General features: G+C 66.9%; 16 protein-coding genes. 14 read left to right on the top strand and 2 right to left on the bottom strand.

Annotated elements, in window-relative coordinates:
• The first annotated feature begins 229 nt into the window (after window positions 1-229).
• From rpoD to QM732_RS04765, 8 genes are all read left to right on the top strand, one after another.
• Window positions 230-2,476, top strand: a complete 2,247-nt coding sequence (gene rpoD / locus QM732_RS04800; protein ID WP_415655050.1) for an RNA polymerase sigma factor RpoD — start codon at window positions 230-232, stop codon at window positions 2,474-2,476.
• A 58-nt stretch (window positions 2,477-2,534) separates the two neighbouring features.
• On the top strand, window positions 2,535-3,500 hold the full coding sequence (locus QM732_RS04795; RefSeq protein WP_415655049.1) for an adenylate/guanylate cyclase domain-containing protein: 966 nt from the start codon (window positions 2,535-2,537) through the stop codon (window positions 3,498-3,500).
• A gap of 8 nt (window positions 3,501-3,508) precedes the next feature.
• A complete protein-coding gene (hemH, locus tag QM732_RS04790) occupies window positions 3,509-4,615 on the top strand; it encodes a ferrochelatase (RefSeq protein ID WP_415655048.1) in 1,107 nt (368 codons plus the stop codon).
• Window positions 4,612-5,034 carry an RNA-binding S4 domain-containing protein gene (locus QM732_RS04785; RefSeq protein WP_415655047.1) on the top strand — a complete coding sequence of 141 codons (423 nt, stop codon included), beginning with the start codon at window positions 4,612-4,614 and terminating at the stop codon, window positions 5,032-5,034. Before hemH ends, QM732_RS04785 begins: the two co-directional genes overlap by 4 nt.
• Before the next feature lie 81 nt (window positions 5,035-5,115).
• Window positions 5,116-5,637, top strand: a complete 522-nt coding sequence (grpE, locus tag QM732_RS04780) for a nucleotide exchange factor GrpE (protein WP_415655046.1) — start codon at window positions 5,116-5,118, stop codon at window positions 5,635-5,637.
• Between the two features lie 78 nt (window positions 5,638-5,715).
• Window positions 5,716-7,671 (top strand): molecular chaperone DnaK, encoded by a 1,956-nt coding sequence (gene dnaK / locus QM732_RS04775; protein ID WP_415655045.1) that lies wholly within the window; start codon window positions 5,716-5,718, stop codon window positions 7,669-7,671.
• 68 nt (window positions 7,672-7,739) lie between these two features.
• Window positions 7,740-8,891 (top strand): molecular chaperone DnaJ, encoded by a 1,152-nt coding sequence (gene dnaJ, locus QM732_RS04770; protein ID WP_415655044.1) that lies wholly within the window; start codon window positions 7,740-7,742, stop codon window positions 8,889-8,891.
• Window positions 8,892-9,026: 135 nt separating this feature from the next.
• On the top strand, window positions 9,027-10,694 hold the full coding sequence (locus QM732_RS04765; protein ID WP_415655043.1) for a phosphoethanolamine transferase: 1,668 nt from the start codon (window positions 9,027-9,029) through the stop codon (window positions 10,692-10,694).
• Window positions 10,695-10,711: 17 nt separating this feature from the next.
• Here QM732_RS04765 and QM732_RS04760 read toward each other — a convergent pair whose 3' ends face one another.
• A complete protein-coding gene (locus tag QM732_RS04760) occupies window positions 10,712-11,836 on the bottom strand; it encodes a PA0069 family radical SAM protein (protein WP_415655042.1) in 1,125 nt (374 codons plus the stop codon).
• Window positions 11,837-11,974: 138 nt separating this feature from the next.
• Between QM732_RS04760 and gmk the strand changes: the two genes are divergently transcribed.
• The 5 genes from gmk (at window position 11,975) to QM732_RS04735 (ending at window position 20,810) form a co-directional block, all read left to right on the top strand.
• The gene (gene gmk, locus QM732_RS04755) at window positions 11,975-12,595 is read left to right on the top strand and encodes a guanylate kinase (RefSeq protein WP_415655041.1); all 621 of its coding nucleotides are present in this window, start codon (window positions 11,975-11,977) and stop codon (window positions 12,593-12,595) included.
• Window positions 12,596-12,619: 24 nt separating this feature from the next.
• Window positions 12,620-12,823: a DNA-directed RNA polymerase subunit omega gene (rpoZ, locus tag QM732_RS04750; protein ID WP_268166323.1), complete on the top strand. Its 204-nt coding sequence runs from the start codon at window positions 12,620-12,622 to the stop codon at window positions 12,821-12,823.
• A 186-nt stretch (window positions 12,824-13,009) separates the two neighbouring features.
• Complete coding sequence (locus QM732_RS04745) at window positions 13,010-15,268, top strand: RelA/SpoT family protein (RefSeq protein WP_415655040.1); 2,259 nt, start codon at window positions 13,010-13,012, stop codon at window positions 15,266-15,268.
• A gap of 254 nt (window positions 15,269-15,522) precedes the next feature.
• On the top strand, window positions 15,523-19,242 hold the full coding sequence (locus QM732_RS04740; protein WP_415655039.1) for a TonB-dependent receptor: 3,720 nt from the start codon (window positions 15,523-15,525) through the stop codon (window positions 19,240-19,242).
• 23 nt (window positions 19,243-19,265) lie between these two features.
• Window positions 19,266-20,810 (top strand): tetratricopeptide repeat protein, encoded by a 1,545-nt coding sequence (locus QM732_RS04735; RefSeq protein WP_415655038.1) that lies wholly within the window; start codon window positions 19,266-19,268, stop codon window positions 20,808-20,810.
• A 33-nt stretch (window positions 20,811-20,843) separates the two neighbouring features.
• On the opposite strand, the gene greB is transcribed toward QM732_RS04735, so the two are convergent.
• Window positions 20,844-21,413 (bottom strand): transcription elongation factor GreB, encoded by a 570-nt coding sequence (greB, locus tag QM732_RS04730; RefSeq protein WP_415655037.1) that lies wholly within the window; start codon window positions 21,411-21,413, stop codon window positions 20,844-20,846.
• A gap of 14 nt (window positions 21,414-21,427) precedes the next feature.
• Between greB and QM732_RS04725 the strand changes: the two genes are divergently transcribed.
• Window positions 21,428-22,462 carry a CaiB/BaiF CoA transferase family protein gene (locus tag QM732_RS04725; protein WP_415655036.1) on the top strand — a complete coding sequence of 345 codons (1,035 nt, stop codon included), beginning with the start codon at window positions 21,428-21,430 and terminating at the stop codon, window positions 22,460-22,462.
• Window positions 22,463-22,468: the final 6 nt, after the last annotated feature.

Genomic DNA, 22,468 nt, shown 5'->3' with positions numbered 1-22,468 from the left:
ACCCAACGGGAAGACCCAAGGGGTTTTAAAGGCCAACTCATCCGCCACCTCTGCACTCCAAACGATCACGCCAGCTTGTTCGCGCCACGCCTGGGTCCCTCGGCCAACTCGGTTGATACCCGGCGACGAAAGCCACCGCACCCATGCCCCGCCGGTTTGAATCCGAGCCCGGGCAGGCTGCGGTGGCTGCTGCATTTCTGAATTGACCGCGCAAACCCGAAGGACCTGCATGACCGCCAAGAAGACCGCGCCCAAGGCCAGCCCCGCTCCCGCCGAGGAGCCCAAGAAGAAGCCGGCCGCCAAGGCCGCCGCCGAGGCTCCTGCCAAGGCCGCGAAGGCAGCAGCCAAGCCTGCCGCCAAGACGGCCAAGGCCGCCGCGGCCGACGAGGACAAGCCCAAGCGCGGTCGCAAGCCCAAGGCGGAAACCACGTCCAAGAAGGCCGGCAAGAAGGACGCCGAGGACGACGAGGACTTCTCCGACATCGAGGGCGAGATCGAGGGCGAGGAGCCGGAGGCAGAAGAAGCGGCTGTGGTCGAGGAAGAGACCGTCAAGGCCAAGCCGCTGCGCATGAAGGTCAGCCGCGCCAAGGAGCGCGCGCTGATGCGTGAATTCGGCCTGGAAGAGACCGCCCTGACCGAAGAGGAGGCCCACAAGCGTCGCTCCGAGCTGAAGACCCTCATCAAGATGGGTAAGACGCGTGGGTTCCTGACGCACCAGGAAATCAATGACCACCTGCCCGAGAAGCTGGTCAGCGAGGAAATCCTCGAAGCCATCATCTCCATGCTCAACGACATGGGCATCGCGGTGTATGAGCAGGCGCCCGACGCCGCCACGCTGCTGATCCAGGGCAACACCACGGCCACGTCGACGGAAGAAGAAGCCGAAGAAGCCGCGGAAGCCGCGCTGTCGACAGTGGACTCGGAATTCGGCCGCACGACCGACCCGGTGCGCATGTACATGCGCGAGATGGGCACGGTGGAGCTGCTGACCCGTGAAGGCGAAATCGAGATCGCCAAGCGCATCGAAGGCGGCCTGCAGGCCATGATGCTGGCGATCTCGGCCTCGCCGACGACCATCGCCCACATCCTGGAGTACGCCACCAAGATCCGTGCCGGCGAGATGCAGATCTCCGACGTCGTCGACGGCTTCGTCGCCGAAGACGAGGCCGACGACTACGTGGCCGAGGAAGACTTCGACGAGTTCGACGAGGAAGACGATGACGACGGCAACGGCGGCTCCAAGGCGCTGACCAAGAAGCTCGAGGAACTGAAGAACGCCGCGCTGATCAAGCTGGACTCGATGTCCGCCGCCTTCGACAAGATGCGCAAGGCGTTCGAGAAGGAAGGCTACAAGTCGCCGGCCTACAACAAGGCCCAGCAGGCCATCAGCGGTGAGCTGATGACCATCCGCTTCACGGTCAAGACCATCGAGAAGCTGTGCGACATCCTGCGCAGCCAGGTCGACGACGTGCGTCGCTACGAGCGCGAGCTGCGCAAGATCGTCGTCGACAAGTGCGGCATGCCGCAGGAACACTTCATCAAGACCTTCCCGCCCAACGCGCTGAACCTGAAGTGGGCCGAGAAGGAAGTCGCTGCCGGCAAGCCCTACAGCGTCATCCTGAGTCGCAACCTGCCGCCCGTGCAGGAACTGCAGCAAAAGCTCATCGACATCCAGGCCAAGGCCGTGGTGCCGCTGGACGACCTGAAGGACATCAACAAGAAGATGAACGAGGGCGAGAAGGCCTCTCGTGACGCGAAGAAGGAAATGATCGAGGCCAACCTGCGCCTCGTGATCTCCATCGCCAAGAAGTACACCAACCGCGGCCTGCAGTTCCTGGACCTGATCCAGGAGGGCAATATCGGCCTGATGAAGGCGGTGGACAAGTTCGAGTACCGCCGCGGCTACAAGTTCTCGACGTACGCGACCTGGTGGATCCGCCAGGCCATCACCCGCTCCATCGCCGACCAGGCCCGCACCATCCGCATCCCGGTTCACATGATCGAGACGATCAACAAGATGAACCGCATCTCGCGCCAGCATCTGCAGGAGTTCGGCTATGAGCCCGACGCCCCGACGCTGGCCGAGAAGATGGAGATCCCGGAAGACAAGATCCGCAAGATCATGAAGATCGCCAAGGAGCCGATCTCCATGGAAACGCCGATCGGCGACGACGACGACAGCCACCTGGGCGACTTCATCGAGGACACCAACAACACCGCGCCGATCGAGGCGGCGATGCAGGCCGGCCTGCGCGACGTGGTGAAGGACATCCTCGACTCGCTGACGCCGCGCGAAGCCAAGGTGCTGCGCATGCGCTTCGGCATCGAGATGCAGAGCGACCACACGCTGGAGGAAGTCGGCAAGCAGTTCGACGTCACGCGCGAACGCATCCGCCAGATCGAGGCCAAGGCGATCCGCAAGCTCAAGCACCCGAGCCGTTCGGATAAGTTGCGTACTTATCTCGACAACCTCTGATCGTGAAATCCACCAAGGCCGGCCCTGCCGGCCTTTTTCACGCCGATAAACTTTCGCCATGACCGCGATCCGGGAACGCACCGTCCTCTTCGCCGACCTGCGAGGCAGCACCGGGCTCTACGAGTCCCTGGGCAATGCCGAAGCGAGTGCGATGGTCACGCAGACCGTCGGACAGATCAGCGAGGCCGTGCTGGAGAGCGGCGGCCAGCTCGTCAAGACGCTCGGCGACGGCCTGATGGCCGCCTTCGAGACGCCCCGCGACGGCGTACGCGCGGCGCAGCGCATGCAGGAGCTTCTGGAGAAGACCGTACAGCGCGCGCGCCGCCAGAACGACCCCGCCCTGCTCGCGCTGCGCCTGCAGGTGGCGCTGGCGCGCGGCGAAGTCGTCGAGCTCAACGGCGACTGCTTCGGCGACGCGGTCAACGTCGCGGCCCGGCTCATCGACCATGCGGGCGATGGCGAGATCCTCATCACGGCCGAGGTGCTGGCCGGCCTGCACCATGCATCCAAGGGGCGTTTCCGCAGCCTGGACCGCATCTCCGTGCGCGGTCGCATCGAGCCTGTGCATGTCTACCGCCTGGACGCCACGCCGCTGCGCGGCGCCGACGCCGCGGCCACGCAGTTCGGCGAGCCGATGCGTTCCAACGAGCCCGAAGGCATGCGCCTGATCTGGCAGGACCTGGACCGCGTCTTCGACATCGGCGCCATGCCCATCGTGCTGGGGCGCAGCGTGCAGGCGACCTACTGCATCACCGACGCCCGCGTGTCGCGCTCGCACGCCCGAATCGACTGGCAGGGCAGCAGCTTCGAGCTGACCGACCTCTCCTACAACGGCACCTATGTCCGTTTCGGCGATTCGGGCGAGCTGCTCAGCCTCAAGCGCGGCAGTTGCACGCTGCACGGCAGCGGCACCATCGGCCTGGGCGGCCCGCCGGGCGACGAGCAATCGCCCAGCGTCCGCTTCGAAGTGCTGCACTTCTACGACACCGAGCCCCAGTCCTTCGGCCCGCGCTCGCGACGCTGACGCCACGCATGCGCTTCCTCCCCGAACCGCCGCAGCGCCACGGCGCCGCGCCCGCTGCCCCCCTGGGCACCGACGTCGCCGTCCTGCTGTGCAACCTCGGCACACCCGATGCCCCGACAGCGCCAGCGCTGCGCCGCTACCTGGCCCAGTTCCTGGCCGACCCCCGCGTCGTCGAGATCCCGAAGCTCGCCTGGGCGCTGATCCTTCACGGCATCATCCTGCGCGTGCGGCCAGCCAAGTCGGCCGCGAAGTACGCCACCGTCTGGACGCCCGAGGGTTCCCCGCTCAAGGTCTGGACCGAGAAGCAGGCCAAGCTGCTGCAAGGCCACCTGGGCGAGCGCGGCCTGCGCGTGCGCGTGGCCCATGCGATGCGCTATGGCCAACCGGCCATTGCCACCACACTGGATGCGCTCAAGCGTGACGGCGTGCGTCGCGTGCTGGTGCTGCCCGCCTACCCGCAGTACTCGGGCGCCACCACGGCCAGCGTCATCGACGACGTGGCCCGCTGGGCGCTGCAGACCCGGCATGTCCCGGAACTGCGCTTCGTCAATCGCTACCACGACGATGCCGGCTACATCGGTGCGCTGGCCCAGAGCGTGCGCGAGCACTGGCAACGCGAGGGCCGCGGCGACATGCTGGTCATGAGCTTCCACGGCATGCCCGAGCGCACACTCCACCTGGGCGACCCCTACCACTGCGAGTGCCTGAAGACAGGCCGCCTGCTGGCCGAGGCGCTGGGCCTGAAGGACAGCGAGTGGCTGGTGAGCTTCCAGAGTCGCTTCGGCAAGGCCAAGTGGCTGCAACCCTACACCGAGCCCAGCCTCGTCAGGCTCGCCAAGGAGGGCACGAAGTCCGTCGACGTCATCTGCCCCGGCTTCTCCGCGGATTGCCTGGAGACGCTGGAGGAGATCGCCCAGGAGGCGCGCGCCGCCTTCCTCGCCGCGGGCGGCCAGCGCTTTGCCTACATCCCCTGCCTGAACGACCGCCCCGCCGGCATGCGCGCGCTGGCCGACCTGGCCGAGCGTCATCTGCAGGGCTGGCCCACCGTAGCACCGCATCCCGACACCCTGGCCCTGCAGCGCGTGCGGGCGCTGGCCGCCGGAGCTCGCGAATGAGCACAGTGTCGGTGGGCATGCGCCTGGACAAGTGGCTCTGGGCGGCGCGCTTCTACAAGACCCGGGCCCTGGCCGTCGACGAGATCAACCTGGGCCGCGTGCGCATAGGTGGCCTGCCGGTCAAGCCGGCCCGCGACGTCAAGGTCGGTGACCTGCTCAGCATCCGCATCGGCACGGTGGCGCGGGAGGTCGAGGTGCTGGGCCTGTCCAGCCAGCGCGGGCCGGCGCCGCAGGCGCAACTGCTCTACGCCGAGACCGCGGCCAGCATCACTGCGCGCGAGGCCGCCGCCGAGGCGCGACGGCTGGCACCGGAGCCCGCGGCCACCATAGCCCAGGGCCGCCCGACCAAGCAGGACCGCCGCCGGCTGGCGGACTGGGACCGATGGTCGGCCTCGCTGGACGATGAAAATCCGGGTTGACCCGGATAATCCGATTCGAATCCCCCCTCTTGAAACCGGGATATCGCGCCCCATGTCGACGCGAACCCGATCCTGGATGCCATGACTACCGAGACCCCCCTGCCCGAAGACGCAGCCGGCGCCGCCGAACCTACGGCCGCCGACCTGAACCCCGAGATCAAGATCGCCGAGCTGGAAGGCCGCCTCGCTGAGATGAGCGATGCCTACCTGCGCGCCAAGGCCGAGGTGGAAAACACTCGCCGCCGCAGCGAGGAAGAGCTAGCAAAGGCCCGCAAGTTCGCCGTCGAAGGCTTTGCCGAGGCCATGTTGCCCGTGATGGACAGCCTGGACGCCGCCATCGCCACGCCTGGCGCCGCCGTCGAGACGGTGCTGGAAGGCGTTCACGCCACCCGCCGCCAACTGACCAGTGCACTGGAGCGCAACAAGGTCGTCGAGGTCAACCCGGCCGCGGGCACGAAGTTCGACCCCCACCAGCACCAGGCCATCTCCATGGTGCCTGCCGAGCAGGACGCCAACACGGTGGTCACCGTGCTGCAGAAGGGCTTCCTGATCTCCGACCGCGTGCTGCGGCCCGCGCTCGTGACGGTTGCAGCGCCCAAGTAATTCACAGCTCGCCGCCCCTTGAAGGACGGCAAGTTATCCACAAATCGAACACATCAACGAATTCCTCAGGAGCTTCACATGGGAAAGATCATCGGCATTGACCTCGGCACCACCAACTCGTGCGTGGCGGTCATGGAAGGCAACACCACCCGCGTGATCGAGAACGCCGAAGGCGCGCGCACGACGCCGTCCATCATTGCCTACCAGGAAGACGGCGAGATCCTCGTCGGCGCCTCGGCCAAGCGCCAGTCGGTGACCAACCCGAAGAACACGCTGTACGCCGTGAAGCGCCTGATCGGCCGCAAGTTCGCCGAGAAGGAAGTGCAGAAGGACATCGACCTGATGCCCTTCACCATCGCAGCCGCCGACAACGGCGACGCCTGGGTGGAAGTGCGCGGCAAGAAATACGCGCCGCCCCAGGTCAGCGCCGAGGTGCTGCGCAAGATGAAGAAAACGGCCGAGGACTACCTCGGCGAGGAAGTGACCGAGGCCGTCATCACGGTTCCGGCCTACTTCAACGACGCCCAGCGCCAAGCCACCAAGGATGCCGGCCGCATTGCCGGCCTGGACGTCAAGCGCATCATCAACGAGCCCACCGCCGCGGCCCTGGCCTTCGGCCTGGACAAGCACGGCAAGGGCGACCGCAAGATCGCCGTCTATGACCTGGGCGGCGGCACCTTCGACATCTCCATCATCGAGATCGCCGACGTGGACGGCGAGATGCAGTTCGAAGTGCTGTCGACCAACGGCGACACCTTCCTGGGCGGCGAGGACTTCGACCAGCGCGTCATCGACTACATCATTGCGGAGTTCAAGAAGGACCAAGGCGTCGACCTGACCAAGGACGTGCTGGCCCTGCAGCGCCTGAAGGAAGCCGCCGAGAAGGCCAAGATCGAGCTGTCCAACAGCTCGCAGACCGACGTCAACCTGCCCTACATCACGGCCGACGCAACCGGTCCCAAGCACCTGAACGTCAAGCTGACCCGCGCCAAGCTGGAGAGCCTCGTTGACGAGCTCATCGAGCGCACCATCGCTCCGTGCCGCACCGCGGTGAAGGATGCCGGCGTGTCGCTGTCCGACATCGACGACGTGATTCTGGTCGGCGGCATGACCCGCATGCCCAAGGTGCAGGACAAGGTCAAGGAGTTCTTCGGCAAGGAACCGCGCCGCGACGTGAACCCCGACGAGGCCGTGGCCGTCGGTGCCGCCATCCAGGGCCAGGTCCTGGGCGGCGAGCGCAAGGACGTGCTGCTGCTGGACGTCACCCCGCTGAGCCTGGGCATCGAGACCCTGGGCGGCGTGATGACGAAGATGATCAAGAAGAACACGACCATCCCGACGAAGTTCTCGCAGACCTTCTCCACGGCCGACGACAACCAGCCGGCCGTGACGATCAAGGTCTACCAGGGCGAGCGCGAACTGGCCCAGGCCAACAAGTCGCTGGGCGAGTTCAACCTCGAGGGCATCCCGCCGGCTCCGCGCGGCGTGCCGCAGATCGAGGTCTCGTTCGACATCGACGCCAACGGCATCCTGCACGTGGGCGCCAAGGACAAGGGCACCGGCAAGGAAAACAAGATCACCATCAAGGCGAACTCCGGCCTGTCCGAGGCCGAGATCGAGAAGATGGTCAAGGACGCCGAGGCCAACGCGGCCGAGGACAAGAAGAAGGTCGAGCTCGTCGGCGCCCGCAACCAGGCGGACGGCATGGTGCACAGCGTGCGCAAGTCGCTCGCCGAACACGGTGACAAGCTCGAAGCCGGCGAAAAGGACAAGATCGAGGCAGCCGCCAAGGATCTGGAAGAGGCCATCAAGGGCGACGACAAGGCCGACATCGAGGCCAAGACCGAAGCCCTGATGACCGCCAGCCAGAAGCTGGGCGAGAAGATCTATGCCGACCAGCAAGGTGCCCAGGCCGCAGCCGCCGCGGCGGCCGGTGCGGAGCAGCCGCAGGCCGCACCGCAAGGCGAAGCCAAGCGCCCGGCCGACGACAACGTCGTGGATGCCGAGTTCAAGGAAGTCAAGGACGGCAAGTAATCCTTCGGTGACTTCACGGCCCGGGAGCGCCCCAAAGCGCCCTCGGGCTTTTGCCTTGAAAGAGAAGCATGGCTTCCAAGCGTGACTATTACGAAGTCCTCGGCGTCGCGAAAAACGCGTCCGAGGACGACATCAAGAAGGCCTACCGCAAGCTGGCCATGAAGTTCCACCCCGATCGCAACCAGGGCGACGGGGCGAAGAAGGCCGAAGAACAGTTCAAGGAGGCCAAGGAGGCCTACGAGATGCTGTCCGACGCGCAAAAGCGCGCGGCCTACGACCAGTACGGCCATGCCGGCGTCGACCCCAACATGGGTGCCGGCCGTGGCGGCCCGGGCGCGGAAGGCTTCGGCGGCTTCGCCGAGGCCTTCGGCGACATCTTCGGCGACATCTTCGGTGGCCAGGGCGGCGGCCGGCGCGGCGGCGGAGGCCAGCAGGTCTACCGCGGCAGCGACCTCAGCTACGCGATGGAGATCACACTCGAGGAAGCCGCACGCGGCAAGGAAACACAGATCCGCATCCCGAGCTGGGAAGGCTGCGAGACCTGCGGCGGCACTGGCGCCAAGCCCGGCACGCAGGCCAAGACCTGCGGCTCCTGCGGCGGCTCTGGCACGGTGCACATGCGCCAGGGCTTCTTCAGCATCCAGCAGACCTGCCCGCACTGCCACGGCAGCGGCAAGATCATTCCCGACCCCTGCACGACCTGCAACGGCCAGGGCAAGGTCAAGAAGCAGAAGACGCTGGAGGTCAAGATCCCGGCCGGCATCAACGAGGGCATGCGCATCCGCTCCGCGGGCAATGGCGAGCCCGGAGTGAACGGCGGCCCCAGTGGCGACCTCTACATCGAGATCCGCATCAAGCAGCACGACATCTTCGAGCGCGACGGCGACGACCTTCACTGCACGATGCCGGTGTCCATGGTCACCGCGGCGCTGGGCGGTCACATCGAGGTGCCCACACTGGGCGGCAAGGCCGAGATCGAGCTGCCCGAGGGCACGCAGCATGGCAAGACCTTCCGCCTGCGCGGCAAGGGCATCAAGGGCGTGCGCTCCAGTTACCCCGGCGACCTCTACTGCCACATCGCCGTCGAGACGCCGGTCAAGCTGACCGAGCACCAGAAGAAGCTGCTCAAGGAACTCGACGAGTCGCTCAAGAAGGGCGGCGAACGCCACTCGCCCAACGCCAAGAGCTGGACGGATCGGGTCAAGGACCTGTTCAAGTAGGTCTGCCAGTCGCCATCGAGCACGGCCGCGGCGCCCGCCAGGGTTCCGCGGCTTTTTAATGCCCCCCCGGGAAGTCACAGGCCTGTACCGCCGGGCGCGCGAGAATGCGCGCCCCGGCTTCCCCTGACCGTTCCGATGTCCCTGCTCAAGCGCCTGCTGGCCTGGTTCCAGCCCGACACCTCGCGTCCCTTGACCCAGGCCTGGCTGGCTGCCCTCTGGATGGGCCTGGCTGCCAACTGGCCGCTGTGGAAGCAACTGCAGTCGCTGTCCCTCGGCCCCGGCTTCATGCTCGCCTTTGCCGGCATGGTCACGGCCGCCACGGGCGCAGTGCTGAGCCTGCTGGCCTGGCCGAGGCTGATCAAGGGCGTGCTGGTCTTCCTGCTGCTGGCCGGCGCCGCCCTCGCCTACTTCATCGGCACCTACGGCATCGTCTTCGATCCGACCATGGTCGTGAACATGGTGCAGACCGACGTGCGCGAGACGCGAGACCTGCTGAGCTGGCGCCTGCTGGCGAGCTTGCTGGTACTGGGCGCGCTGCCCATCTGGTGGCTGCTGCGCCGGCCCCGCGCGCCGCGCCAGGCTTTCGGCAAGCGCCTGGGTGGCAATCTCCTGGCCTTCGGCCTGGGCTTGCTCGCGATGGTGGTGCTGGCGCTGAGCGTGTTCGCGACGCTGTCCTCCACCATGCGCAATCACAAGAGCATCCGCTACATGGTGACGCCACTGAACGCCGTCTACTCGGTGAGCATCGTCGGCGTGCGCAGCCTGTCCGGCCCGAAGGGGCCGCCGGCCGTCATCGGCGCCGACGCCCATCTGCTGCCGCGCGCCGACGGCGCCAAGCCACCGCTGCTGCTGCTGGTCGTCGGCGAGACGGCGCGAGCCATGAACTTCAGTCTCAACGGCTACGCGCGGCCCACCAACCCCGAGCTGTCCAAGCTGCCCGCAACCCAGCTCTTCAGCATGCGCGACGTCACCTCCTGCGGCACGGCCACGGCCGCGTCGCTGCCCTGCATGTTCGCGCCGCAGGGGCGCACGACCTTCGACGCCGACAAGCCTCAGGAGAACCTGTTGGACGTGCTGCAGCGCGCCGGCCTGGCCGTGCTGTGGCTGGACAACCAGAGTGGCTGCAAAGGCCTGTGCGATCGCGTTCCCAACAGCTTCACGACCCAGCTGCCCACCGGTGCGGCAACCTTGCCGGCAGGGCTGTGCAACGGCGGGGAGTGCTTCGACGAAGCCCTACTGCATGAGCTGGACAAGCGCGTTGCCACTCTGGACCCCGAAAGGCTCCAGCGCGGCCTGGTGCTCGTCATGCACCAGATGGGCAGCCACGGCCCGGCCTACTTCAAGCGTTCGCCGCCTGACCTCAAGCCATTCCAGCCCGAATGCCGCAGCAACGAGCTGCAGCAATGCCCGCGCGATCAGGTCGTCAACGGCTACGACAACACCATCGCGACAACCGACCGGCTGCTGGCCCGCTCCATCGCCTGGCTACAGACACAGCAGGCACGCTTTGACGTCGGCATGCTCTACGTCTCCGACCACGGTGAGTCGCTGGGCGAGAACGGGCTCTACCTGCACGGCATGCCCTATGCGATCGCTCCGGAAGAGCAGACCCACGTTCCCATGATCGTGTGGCTGCCCGAGAGCGGCGCACTGGCGACGTCGCTCCAGCCCGGCTGCCTGGCCGGCCTGCGCGACAAAGCTGCGTCGCACGACAACCTCTTCCACACTGCCATGGGCTGGGTGGGTGCTCGTGCCGAGGTCTACAAGCCCGAATGGGACCTGCTGGCGGGCTGCCGGCGCTGAAACGCCCGCTGCCCCGTTCAGAAAAGGTCACCCTGGGGCGACGGCTTGCGTGGCGGAGCAAACAACGCCAACTGCACCGGCCTTCGCTCGGAGCGCAGCCCGAGCTTGGCCACCGCCCGGCGCAGCCGCGCACGCAGCAGGTCGGCCCAGATGCCTTCGCCGGTGAAGCGCGTGCCGAAGCGGGCATCGTTGTCCTTGCCGCCGCGCATCTCCCGGATGCGCGCCATCACACGCTCGGCGCGGTCCGGGAAGTGGCGCACCAGCCAGTCCTGGAACAGCGGGTTCACCTCCCAGGGCAGGCGCACCGGGATGCTGAAGGCACTGCTGGCTCCGGCCTGCGCCGCAGCTTCAAGGATGCGCTCCAGCTCCGGCTCGTTGATGAAGGGAATGATCGGCGAGACGCTGACGCCCACCGGCACGCCTGCCTCAGCCAGTACCTGGATCGTGCGCAGCCGCCGCGCGGGCGCTGCGGCACGCGGCTCCAGGATGCGGGCCAGTCCGTTGTCCAGCGTCGTCACCGACAGATAGACCGACACCAGCCCCTGCGCCGCCATGGGCGCGATCAAGTCCAGTTCGCGCTCTATGCCCGATGACTTGGTGACGACCGAAAACGGGTGCCGGGTCTCGGCCAGCACCTCCACGATGCGGCGCGTGATGCCGAGCCGGCGCTCGACGGGCTGATAGGCGTCCGTGGCAGTGCCCAGCACCAGTGAGCGCGGCTCGTACCTGGCGCCCGCGAGCGTCTCGCGCAGGCGCTCGGCGGCGTTCACCTTGGCGACGATGCGGGTCTCGAAGTCCAGGCCCGGCGACAGGTTCAGATAACTGTGCGTGGGCCGTGCGAAGCAGTAGATGCAGCCATGCTCGCAGCCCCGATAGGGATTGATCGAATAGTCGAACGAGATGTCGGGCGACTGGTTGCGGGTGACGATGCTGCGGGCCTGCTCCTCGATGACCTGCGTGGCGGGCGGTAGTTGCTCCTCGACGGCGTCCTGATCCAGCGATCCCCAGCCATCGTCGTACTGCTCCCGCTCGCGCTGCTCGAAGCGGTGCGGCATGGCCGTGGCACTGCCCCGCCCCTTGATGGAATCGAGCGGAACGAGCGCGGGCTGGGCTGCGGCAATGCGGGTGGGAGTCGGCGCCATACTGTAATTTTATACAGTGATTCACCCCCTGCCAATGCCGACGGCCCGGCAGGCCCGAGCGAAGGGGCAGGCTAAAGTGGCGCATTCCCACCAGCATCAGACGCTCAGGGCCTGATCCTCGCGCAGGCTCCCCATGACATGGAATATCCCGGCAATCTCTTCGTCGTCGCCGCGCCCAGTGGCGCGGGCAAATCGAGCCTCGTCAAGGCCCTGCTGGAACTGGATGCCAAGCTGGCCGTGTCCATCTCCCACACCTCGCGCCCGCCGCGCGGGCAGGAGCAGCACGGCCGCGAGTACTGGTTCATCTCGCAGGACGAGTTCCGCGCCATGGCCGGGCGCAGCGAGTTCTTCGAGTGGGCCGAAGTGCACGGCAACCTCTACGGCACTTCGCGCGCCGGCATCGAGGAGCGCCTGCAGCACGGCGACGACGTGGTGCTTGAGATCGACTACCAGGGTGCCCTGCAGATCAAGCAGCTCTTCCCCTATGCCGTGCTGATCTTCATCCTGCCCCCGAGCTGGGACGAACTGCGCCTGCGCCTGAACCGCCGCGGCGACACCGAGCCCGAGGTCATCGCCAAGCGCATGAACAACGCCCGTATCGAGGTGGCGCAGGCCAGGCATTTCGATTTCGTGGTGGTGAACGCGGTGTTCGACACGGCGGTTTTCGACCTGAAAACCATCGTCCACGCGCAGCGGCTAAAATACGCGGCTCAGCGCCGAAACCGCTCGGCCGTCTTTCAGGCGCTCGATCTGCCCTGATCGCGCATCAAATCAAGGAACACCATGGCCCGCATCACCGTCGAAGACTGCCTGACCAAGATCCCCAACCGCTTCCAGCTCGTGCTGGCCGCCACCTACCGTGCCCGCATGCTGAGCCAGGGCCACAGCCCGCGCATCGAGAGCAAGAACAAGCCCGGCGTGACCGCACTGCGCGAGATCGCCGCAGGCGAAGTCGGTGTCGAGATGCTGCGCAAGGTGCCGGTCTAACTCGGTACCGCTGGAGCACGAAACGGGCGTCTTCGGACGCCCGTTTGCTTTTGAGGGACGGCTTCAGGCCCGGCCTTTGGCGACTCGCTTGCCGTCCATGGCCGAAGGCATGGACGGCCCAGGGGAACAGTCCGAGGTACTCCTTGGACGCGGGACGGGGTTCCGGCTTCGGATAAATTCGGGCGCATGGCCCAACGCTCCCTCACTGCCTGGTTCACGCTGCCCGGTCTTCGCCCGGCGGCTCCGCCGACGCCGGCGGAGGCAGCCTCCTTCGACGCCCTCGCCCCCAAGCTCGGCTACCTCAGCAAGGCGGAGGTCAAGCGCGTTCGCGAGGCCTACAAGTTCGCTGACGAGGCCCACCTGGGCCAGAAGCGCGCCACCGGCGAGCCCTACATCACCCACCCCATCGCCGTGGCCGGGATCTGCGCCGAATGGCGGCTGGACGCCCAGGCCCTGATGGCGGCGCTGATGCACGACGTCGTCGAGGACTGCGGCGTCTCCAAGGCCGAGCTGATCGAGAAGTTCGACGCGACAACGGCAGACCTGGTGGATGGCCTGACCAAGCTGGACAAGCTGCAGTTCTCCACCAAGGAGGAATCGCAGGCCGAGTCCTTTCGCAAGATGCTGCTGGCAATGGCGCGCGACCTGCGCGTCATCCTCATCAAGCTGGCCGACCGGCTGCACAACATGCGCACCATGGGCGCCATGGCGCCGCACAAGGCCCGTCGCATCGCGCGCGAGACCTTCGACATCTACGCGCCCATCGCGCACCGCCTGGGCCTGAACCAGACCTTTCGCGAACTGCAGGACCTGTCGTTCCAGTACTTCCACCCCTGGCGTTACTCGGCACTGAGCAAGGCCGTCGCCAAGGCCCGCGGCAACCGGCGTGACCTGGTGTCACGCATCGAGGGCGAGATCCGTGCTGCCTTCGCCAAGGCGAGTCTGCGCGTCGAGGTGCAGGGGCGCGAGAAAACTGTCTACTCCATCTACAAGAAGATGCGTGAGAAGGGGGGGCTGTCCTTCGCCCAGGTCAGCGACATCTTCGGCTTTCGCATCCTGACCGAGGAGCCGCTGCAGTGCTACACGGCCCTGGGCGTGCTGCACCAGCTCTACAAGCCGCAGGCGGGCCGCTTCAAGGACTACATTGCCACGCCCAAGGACAACGGCTACCAGTCCCTGCACACGACGTTGATGGGGCCGCTGGCCACGCCGCTGGAGTTCCAGTTGCGCACCGAGGGCATGCACCAGATCGCCGAGCAGGGGGTCGCCGCGCACTGGATCTACAAGAGCCGCGGCAAGCAGGCCTCGTCGCTGATCGCCCAGCAGGCCAATGCGCGCTGGCTGCAGAGCCTCATCGACATCCAGGACGAGACGCGCGACGCCAACGAGTTCCTTGAACACGTCAAGATCGACCTGTTCCCGGACTCCATCTACGTCTTCACGCCCAAGTCCAAGATCATGGCGTTGCCCAAGGGCGCGACGCCGGTGGATTTCGCCTACGCCATCCACTCCGACGTCGGAGACCATTGCGTCGCCGCCCAGGTCAACGGTGAGGCAGTGCCGCTACGGGCCGAACTGAAGAGCGGCGACATCGTGGAGGTCATCACCGCTCCCGGTGCCAGCCCCAACCCGGCCTGGCTGAGCTTTGTGCGTACCGGCCGGGCACGCTCCAAGATCCGCCACTACCTGAAGGATCTGGAGCAGGAGGAATCTCGCGAGCTGGGCGAGAAGATGCTGGCCCAGGCCATGCGCGGCGAGGGCCTGGCCCTGCCCAGCCTGGAGCTGGACGACCCGGCGGCGCCGATCTGGCACGAACTGGCCGCCTGGGCCGGCAGCGCCAACACCGAGCAGCTCTTCATCGACATCGGTGGGGGTCGCAAGATCGCCGCCATCATCGCCAAGAAGCTGGCCCGGTTGATGGCCGAACAGGGCCAGAGGCCGGACGCGCTTGCGCTGACGCTGGGTCGCTTCGCCGCCGCGCCCGTCGAGCAGCGTGGCATCACCATCGACGGCAGCGAAGGCGCGTCAATTCAGCTGGCCAGTTGCTGCCGCCCCATCCCCGGCGACGAGGTGCGTGGCTACCTCGGCCGCGGCGAGGGCCTGGTCGTGCACACCTGCGAATGCGCGGTAGGCAAACGGCTGTACCAACGTGACCGAGAGCACTGGATCCCGGTCGAATGGGCCGAGGAGCTGGCGCGCAGCTTCGAGGCCGGCATCGCACTGCTGATGAGCAACGGCAAAGGCGTGCTCGCCCAGGTAGCCCAGGCCGTGGCCCAGGCCGAGGCGGACATCACCCACATCTCGATGAGTGACGAGGCACAGTTGCGCGAGACGGCCGAGATGACGCTGCTCATCGCCGTGCGCGACCGCCTGCATCTCGCCGAGGTGCTGCGGGTGCTGCGTCGCACCCCGCCGGTGCAGCGCGTCTGGCGCGTCAAACCCTAGCGCTTTCGTCAGCGGACAGCTGCCCGGCCGATCACGGCCGTGATTGTTTCTTCGCGCTTCCGCGGGTTAACCAGTGTTTCTGGGCCCGGTATTTCTTTTCGGGATAGCAAACCGGACAAAACGAATTTCTCCCGGTTACGGCGGCTGCTTAAGGTCGCGCCGCGGCTCGGGAAGGGTGTCAGACCACCCCCTTCCAGACCATTGGCGACCGACCCACAACAAGCCCGGAATCCCACCGGAGCGCGGAGAGACACGTGAACAAGTTCAGCAAGCCGGCGGTGGCAACCGCCGTTTCCATGGCCCTGGCCCTGTGGGCCCAGCAGGCCGCAATGGCCCAGGACAGCGGCAACGCCACGGCGCCGGCCGCCCAAGACGGCAAGCCCGAAGACGCCAAGCCGGCCGCGCGCAAGCCCGCCCCGACCCAGGAGCTCGAGGCCGTGCTCATCATCGGCACGCGCAAGTCGCAGCAGTCCGCCATCGATCGCAAGAAGCATGCGGCTACCACGCAGGACTCCATCGTGGCCGAGGACGTCGGCGCCTTCCCGGACCGCAACATCGGCGAAGCGATCTCACGAGTCGCCGGCGTGGCGCTGGATCGCGGCGACTTCGGCGAGGGCGTGAACGTCTCCATCCGTGGCAACGGGCCGGAACTGACCCGCGTGGAGATGGACGGCATGGCCGTGCGCTCCGGCGCCGGCACCGACCTGCTGGGCGGCGGCGATGGCCGCGGCACCGAGTTCCGTGAGCTGTCGTCCGACCTCATCAAGAGCGTGGACATCGTCAAGGGCTCCACCGCCGCCATGGTGGAAGGCTCGCTGGGCGGCGGCGTCATCATCACGACCCGCACCGGCCTGGACTTCGCCAAGCCTTACTACTCGTTCAAGGTCGAGGCGACCCGCAGCGACCTCAACAAGAAGACCACCCCCAACTTCAACCTGGTGCTGGCCGACAAGTTCCTGGACAAGCGCCTGGGCGTCATCGCCAACCTGAACCGCTCGTACTACAAGAACGAGCAGCACGGCATCGCACAGGGCGGCAGCAACAGCTGGGAAGGCCTGTCGCGTTCGGCGGACTTCGACAACTCGCCCGAGAAGACTTTCACCTTCAACCCGGCCACCCTGTACGGCGACACCATCAACACCCCGATCAGTTCCGTGGCGCTGACGGCCGGCGGCGTCTTCAACTCGGCCACTCCGGTGGAGCTTCTGACCAAGTCGGCTTCCGCCCAGACCAAGGCCGACTGCTTCACGCTCTTTCCCAATCTGACCGCGGCGGAAACCAACGCCATCAGCGGCACCACCAACCGCACCAACGCGTACACCGCGCGCCAGAACGAGCAGCTGACGTGCCTGAACCAGTGGAACGACTACTCGCCCTCGAAGACGGTCGGCTTCCGCTACACCGTCAAGAGCCAGGACGACAAGCGCCGCGGCGGTGACATCCGGCTGGACTTCAAGGTCAACGACAAGCTGACTGTCTTCGGCAAGTTCTCCCGCAGCGAGCGTCACGTCGACGATACCGTCGGATTCCTGGGCGTGGGCAGCACGCCGACCTTCAACGCGGCCGGCAGCTTCACCGACAACACCACGACCAACCAGCGTTCGCTGACCAGTGGCGTCAGCGGCTCGTTGCTGCCCAGCTATTCCTGGCGCGCCAGCAATGCGCCGCTGGTCTACGGTACGACGACCAACATCCTCCCCGGCTACACGGTCGACGCCAACCACCACCTGACGAGCTACACGACGGACGGCGGTGTCCTCACCACCGACACCATCTTCAGCTCCATCGACACGACCAACAAGACGCTGACCGCCGGCGGCGAGTACCGCGATGGCCGCTTCAGTGCCAATTTCATGGCTGGCAGCACCAAGTCGACGGCGCTTCGCTATGACCGCCGCGCGTCCTACAGCTACACCTACGGCCGTGCCACCTACTCGCTGCAGGACAACGGCCTGTGGTCGTTCACGCTGCCGGACGGCACGAACAACATCAACCAGTTCAACTATGCGGCCTACTCGGCGCTGAACCCTGCGGTCGCGCAGAGCGCCGTCGCCGCGTCCGCCACCCAGTTGCAGGCCACCCCGGCCTACACGGCCGCCCAGCGTGCGCAGTACACCAACAACCTGCTGCTGCAGGTCATCCGCTCCTTCGACAGCGAGAGCTCCGAACGCACGGCCAAGGTCGATCTCGCCTACAACCTCGTGGACAAGGTGCCCTTCCTGACTTCGCTGAAGGGCGGCCTGAACTTCCGAGACACCGGCGGCAAGACGTGGTACGGCGCCGGCGGCACGTTGGCGGAACCCGTCGGCACCCTCGGTGCGGCCGGCTACAAGTACGGCGTCTACATGCCGCAGGTCAACACCCGCTGGAACGTCATCGGCTGCGAGAACACCACCGGCTCGCAAGCCGCCGGCGGCCAACCCTGCGCCTATGGCTACGTGCCCAACAGCAACATGCTCAATGCCGGCATCGGCAGCACCGCGGCCGGCACGACCACGCTGACCCAGGCCCAGTACCAGCAGCTGATCCAGTCGACGCTGACACTGAACCCCGCCGCGCAGTTCTACGGCGGCTCCAAGGACCGCCCCGCCACGCTCATCAACGGCTGGAACCAGATCGACATCGACAAGCTGTTCTCGCTGGCTGGCATCCCGGTACGCCTGGACTGCTTCCGCCAGTGCACGGCCAGCGACGGCAACGTCTACGACATGCCCTACACCAGCTTCAAGGAGCGCTCGACCGCGGCCTATCTGATGCAGGACTTCGAGATCCCGCTGTGGGGCCGCATGGAACTGGCCGGCAACGTGGGCGCGCGCATCGTCAGGACGGACGTGGAAGCGACGGGCTTCATGTCGTTCCGCTCCATCCGCAAGAATGCGGACTGGCGTGAAGACAATCTGGCGGCCGTATCGAGCTACGTCGTCAGCCAGAACACGTCGATCAAGGACAGCGCCACCGACGTGATGCCTTCGCTGAACCTGGCGCTGTGGCCGATCGACGACAAGCTGGCGCTGCGCTATGCCATTGGCCGCACCATCGCGCGCCCGCCGATCTCCAGGCTGTTGCCCAGCGGTACCTGCACGATCAGCCAGGTCGTCGAGGAAGCCGAGCCTGATGACCAGGGCAACTCTCCCAACCAGACCTGCTCGGGCACCATGGGCAATCCGGCCCTGAAGCCGCAGACCAGCACCAACCAGAACCTGTCGCTGGAGTGGTATGCCAACCGCGACACCAGCATGTCGGTCAACGTCTTCCGCCAGCGCGGCCTGATCGGCGCGCCCACCATCGCCACGGTGCGCAACAACCAGAAGGTGTTCCAGAACAGCACCACGGTGGACCCGCAGACCGGCACGCCGCTGAAGGACTACGAGTTCACCTACGGCCAGTGGGACAACGCCCCTGCATCAACCCGCCGAGGCATCGAGTTCGGCGTGAAGACGGCGCTGACGTTCCTGCCGTCCGTGCTGCGCTACACCGGCATCGACGCCAACTACAGCCGCCTGCGCTCCAGCCAGGGCATGCCGACGCTGGACCTGATCAGCGGTGACGTGCTGCCGGTGATCAACGAGCCGAAGTACTCGTGGAACGCCTCGCTCTGGTACGACGACGGCGCCTTCCAGGCCCGCATCGCCATGCAGGTCGTGGCTCCCCGCTACTACCTGTTCTCGCCGAACACGACCAGCAACCTGGGCGTGAACAACTACCCCTCGGTGGGCACCACCAGCTGGCGGACGGCCTACAACCCGGGCTACCCGCAGTTCGGCAACAAGACGAGCTACGTGGACGCCAAGATGTCCTACCGCTTCAAGAACGGCCTGGAAATCTTCGCCGACGTGCGCAACCTGACGGGCGAACGCACGCAGAACTCGACGGGAGGCTACGAGGACTACGCCAATGGCATTCCGAACATCTACTCGGACGGCTACAACGGCCGCCGCTACACGATCGGCATGACCATCCGCAGTCCCCGCTGAGCCCCTACCGCCAAGGAGACCCCATGACCGGCTGCGTCCGTCCTTTCTTCACTCGAAGCCGGGCGGCGCAAGCCGGCCTGGCGCTTTCCCTGGTGCATTTACTGGCCTTGCCACCCGCACAGGCCCAGCAGGCCGCCAGTGCGCCCACCGGTGGGCCCAACACGCTGGATGCTGTCAAGGTGACGGGCCAGCGCAACAGCGGCACCGATCCCTCCGTCGTCAGCGCCGCCAAGAGCAAGGTCCTGTCGCGCAACTACGCCTCGTCCTGCGCCTTCATGAGTGGCTACTCCGCCGCCGAGGACGACGTCACGCTGGCCTACATGCGTGACTTCCACATGCTGGACAACCCCTCCAACGAGGCCGACCGCTTCAGCGACCTCAGCCCGGGCGGGAATGCCAAGACCCAGGACGCTGGCAGCGCGCTGGGAAGCAACACGGAGACGGCCTCCGGCCTCGAGGCTCAGACGCCGGGTGTCGCATGCTCCAGTGCCGACAGAAGCTTCGCTGCTGGCCGCAACTGGATCGCCCGCAAGGACAAGTCGCTCGAGCAGGCCTTCGAAGCCTATGAGGCTGGCAACTACGCCGAGGCACGCGCGCGGTTCGAGGAGGGCTGGAAGAAGCTCGGCTACGAGGAAGCGGCCATGATGCTGGGGCGCATCCACTTGCTGGGACTGGGCACGCCGGCCAGCACGCCCAAGGCCATCGGATGGCTGCGCGAGGTCATCGACGCACGCTACGACCCGGTCAGGGACCGCCTGAAGTTCGACCCCAAGAAGCCCGACAACATCAACACGCGCGTCGAGGCCGCGCTGCTGCTGGCCCGCATCCACCTCACCGGCCAGGGCACCGCGCGCGACCCTGCGCAGGCCTACCGGTGGTGGAGCAAGGCGCTGGACTACGGCTTCGAGCCCGCCGGCACGCTGCTGGGTCAGGCGCACCTAAGCGGCATCGGCACCAAGGTCGACATCAAGCCCGCACTGGCCTACCTGGAAACGGCCGCCGAAGCCGGTGACAGGACTGCGCTCTACATGCTCGGCCAGCTCTATCACCATCAGTTGCCCCGGCAGCCGGCCGGAGTGCCGCTGGATCTCAACCGGGCCGGCGCCTATTTCGGCGCCGCCGCCAAGGCCGGTCATCTGGAAGCCACTTACGAGGCGGCCCGGATGATGGACCTGGGAGAGGGGACGTCCGCTCCCGCGCCCGAACGTGCCGTGGTGCTCTACAAGGACGCCGCGCTCAAGGGCCACGCCGACGCACAGAATGCGCTGGCCACGTATTTCTACCGCGGCGAGGCGGTCGCGCAGAACTTCGCCACGGCCCGCCAGCTGTTCCAGGCCGCAGCCCAACGCCGCCAGCCAGACGCGATGTTCAACCTCGCCGTCATGCTGGCTCAGGGCCAGGGCGGTGACAAGGACATGGCCGCCGCCTACGCCTGGTGCAGCCTCAGCAAGGGCATGGGCCACGAGCAGGCCGCTGCCGCACTGCCCGTGCTGGCCGCCAAGCTCACCGCTGAAGAGAGGGCCCGCGCCGAGGCAATGCTGCGGCCGGCACCCAAAAAGCCGTCCTGAGCGACAAGCACGGCGGCCCGCAAGGGCCGCCGGTCATGCGCTCGCCGGCGCCGGGTAGCTGACCTCGACGACCTCGATCTTCTCGACACCCACCGGCGTCACGAGGCTGAGCTCGTCGCCCACGCGTGCCTTCAGCAGCGTGCGCGCGATGGGCGATATCCAGCTGACCTCGCCAGCCAGGCTGTCGGACTCGTCGATGCCCTTGATCGTGATGGTCTTTTCCTCGCCGCGGGAGTTGGCATAGGTCACCGTCGCGCCGAAGAAGATCTGCTCGGAGCCGAAATGCGCGCTGGGGTCCACCACCTCGGCGATGTCCAGGCGCTTGGTCAGGAAGCGCAGCCGGCGGTCGATCTCGCGCAGTCGCTTCTTGCCGTAGAGGTAGTCGCCGTTTTCCGAGCGGTCGCCGTTCTTGGCGGCCCAGGACACCGTCTCCACCATCTTCGGCCGCTCGACATCGATGAGCTGCATGAACTCCGCCCGCAGCCGCGCATAGCCGCCGGGCGTCATGTAGTTGCGCGTGCCGGCGGGAAGACTGGGCAGCGCTGGACCGTCGCCGTCGTCATCGTCCGGCGCGTCGGATTCCTTGGTGAAGGCCTTGTTCATGAGAGCATTGTCCGATGCAAGCCCCCTCCCCCGCCGGGCCGCTGACAGGCCTGCGCGTCATCGAAATGGCCGGCATCGGCCCCTGCCCGCTAGCCGGCATGCTGCTGGCCGACCATGGCGCCGACGTCCTGGTCATCGAGCGCCCGGGCGGCCAGGTGCTGGACACCGGCACGGCCCTGGACCGCGGCAAGCGGCGCGTCAACCTGGACCTGAAGACGGTGGCAGGACTGGCCGAAGCACGCCGGCTCATCGAGGCGGCGGATGCGCTCATCGAAGGCTTTCGCCCCGGCGTCATGGAACGCCTGGGCCTTGGCCCCGAGGCCTTCGCTGCCAGCCACCCCCGCCTCGTGTACGGGCGCGTGACGGGCTGGGGCCAGGCCGGGCCGCTGGCGCAGGCCGCGGGGCACGACATCAACTACGTCGCGTTGACCGGCGTGCTGTCGGTAGCCGGACGCGCGGGCGTGGCGCCCAGCATCCCGGCCACGCTGATCGGTGACATGGGGGGCGGCGCGATGTTCCTCGCCTTCGGGCTGATGGCCGCGCTGTGGGAGGCGCAGCGCAGCGGCCGCGGCCAGGTGGTGGACGCCGCCATGGTGGACGGGGTGGGCCTGCTGTCCAGCCTGCTGCACTCGCTGCGCGCGGCGGGCCGCTGGAGCGATGACCCGGCACAGAATTTCTTCCTGCACGGCTCGCCCTTCTACGACTGCTTCGAATGCGCCGATGGCCGCCACGTGTCGCTGGGCGCGCTGGAGCCGCAGTTCTATGCCGAGCTGCTGCAGCGCCTGGGGCTCGCCGACGTGGACCCCATCGCCCAGCACGACCGCGGCCAGTGGCCGGCGCTGCGCGCCCGCGTGGCCGCGCGCATCCGCGAGAAGACCCGCGACGAATGGACAGCTTTGCTGGAAGGCACGAACGCCTGTTTCGCGCCGGTGCTGACGCTGGCCGAGGCGCCGCTGCACCCGCACGCCCAGGCGCGTGGCAGCTTCGTCCAGACCGAGGACGGCCACTGGCAGCCCGCCGCCGCACCGAGGTTCTCGCGCGGCGGCTAAGCGGCG

Origin of the sequence: Roseateles sp. (assembly GCF_047654805.1) — a bacterium.
Taxonomy (GTDB): Bacteria; Pseudomonadota; Gammaproteobacteria; order Burkholderiales; family Burkholderiaceae_C; genus Pelomonas.
The sequence above is the reverse complement of the archived record's forward strand: the minus strand, read 5'-3'. Positions and strand labels throughout refer to the sequence as shown.